Source organism: Streptomyces sp. NPDC005151, assembly GCF_053599875.1.
Map to the genome: position 1 here is coordinate 1 of NZ_JBSFYR010000235.1, position 2,146 is coordinate 2,146.

1 protein-coding gene is annotated in these 2,146 nt (G+C 70.5%); it reads left to right on the forward strand.

Annotated elements, in window-relative coordinates; all coding sequences use genetic code 11:
- Positions 1–2,146, forward strand: a 2,146-nt coding sequence (locus ACWD6R_RS40395; protein WP_451823312.1) for a condensation domain-containing protein, incomplete at both ends; no start/stop codon positions are given.

Genomic DNA, 2,146 nt, shown 5'->3' on the forward strand with positions numbered 1-2,146 from the left:
CGTCGTCCCCGCTGGTGAGGACGATCTCGACCTCGATCTCGATGGTCTGCGTGAGTTTGTCGCGGCGCGGCTGCCTGACTACATGGTTCCGGCCGCGATGATGCGGTTGCCGGAGTTGCCGGTGACGGTGAACGGCAAACTGGATCGCCGAGCGCTGCCGGTGCCGGAGTACGCCACGGGTGCGGGACGAGGGCCTGCCACGGCCCAGGAGGAGATCCTGTGCGCGGCGTTCGCCGACGTCCTAGGCCTGGACTCGGTGGGGGTGGACGACAACTTCTTCCAGCTCGGTGGCCACTCGCTGCTCGCGGTGCGGCTGGTGTCGCGGATCCGGGCCACGCTCGGCGTGGAGGTCGAGGTCCGGACCCTGTTCGAGACTCCGACCGTGGCCGGCCTGGCCGCCCACCTGGCCGCCCACCTGGCCGAAGAGGGTACGGGACGGGCTCGTCCGCCGTTGCGGGCAGGGACGCGTCCCGAGCGGGTGCCGTTGTCGTTCGCCCAGCGGCGGCTGTGGTTCCTGGCCCAGCTCGAAGGACCGAGTCCGACGTACAGCATCCCGGTTCCGATCCGGCTGAGCGGGGTGGACGCCGCGGTGCTGAATGCGGCACTGCGGGACGTGATCGCCCGGCACGAGTCGCTGCGGACGGTCTTCCCGGCCGTGGACGGTAAGCCGTACCAGCAGATCCTGGACCCGCGTGAACTCGACTGGGAACTCCAGGTCAGCCACGTGGAGCGCGACGGATTCGCGGAAGCCACCGGGCAGGCGGCGCGGTACGCGTTCGACCTCTCGGCCGAAGTGCCGATCCGGGCGTGGCTGTTCGAGGCCGGGCCGGACGAGCAGGTCCTGGTGGTCGTGATGCACCACATCGCCAGCGACGGATGGTCGATGGCGCCGCTGGGACGCGACCTGTCGACGGCCTATCAGGCACGGCTGCGCGGTGAGGCCCCGGACTGGGAGCCGCTGCCCGTCCAGTACGCCGACTACACCCTGTGGCAGCAGGAGTTGCTGGGGGATGAGTCCGACCCCGACAGCCTCTTGTCGACGCAGATGGAGTACTGGCGGCGAGCGCTGGCCGGTATGCCGGAAGAGTTGGCGTTGCCGGTGAACCGGCCTCGTCCGGCAGCGGCGAGCCATCAGGGCCATCGGGTACCACTGAGGGTGCCGGCCGACGTACACCAGCGGCTGATGGACGTTGCCCGCAGCGAGGGCGTCACGGCGTTCATGGTGTTGCAGGCCGCGTTGGCGGTGACGTTGTCGCGGCTCGGGGCCGGTACCGACATTCCGATCGGGTCGCCGATCGCGGGTCGTACGGACGAGGCGCTGGACGATCTGGTCGGGTTCTTCGTCAATACGTTGGTGATCCGGACGGATCTGTCGGGTGATCCGGAGTTCCGGCAGGTGCTGGGCCGGGTGCGTGAGGCGAGCCTGGGCGCGTTCGCGCATCAGGACGTGCCGTTCGAGCGGCTGGTGGAAGAGCTGGCTCCGTCCCGGTCGATGGCGCGGCACCCGCTGGCCCAGGTCGTCCTCACCCTTCAGAACAACGCCGACGCCTCGCTGGAACTGCAGGGCGCGCGAACCGGCGAGGGATCCGGCGAAGGCTCGGGCGAGGGGTCCGGTGAAGGGTCCGGTTCGTCCGACGGAGCGGCCCCGGCCCCGGCGAAGTACGACCTGTACATCGGGATCGCCGAGAGGTTCGACGCCGAGGGCCGACCGGCCGGTCTGCACGGAACCCTGACGGTGGCGGCGGACCTCTTCGACGCGAGGACGGCCGGACGTATGGCCGACTGGTTCGCCCGGGTGCTGGACGCGGTCACCGCGGCTCCGGACGTACGGCTGACCGCGGTGGACGTGCTCGACGCCCAGGAGCGGGATTTGGTGCTCGTCGGGTGGAACGACACGGCGGCGGAGTCTGCGGGCTCGTCGGTCGTGGAGCTGTTCGAGCGGCAGGTGGTTGCTGTTCCGGACGCGGTGGCGATGGTCGGCGATGGCGCTGAGGTCTCGTACCGGGAGCTGGACGCGGCGGCGAACCGGCTGGCGCGTTACCTGCTCGATTTGGGTGTGGGCCCGGAGTCGGTGGTGGGGCTGTGCCTGCCGCGCGGCGCGCAGATGGTCACGGCCATTCTGGGCGTCTGGCGGGCGGGGGCCGCG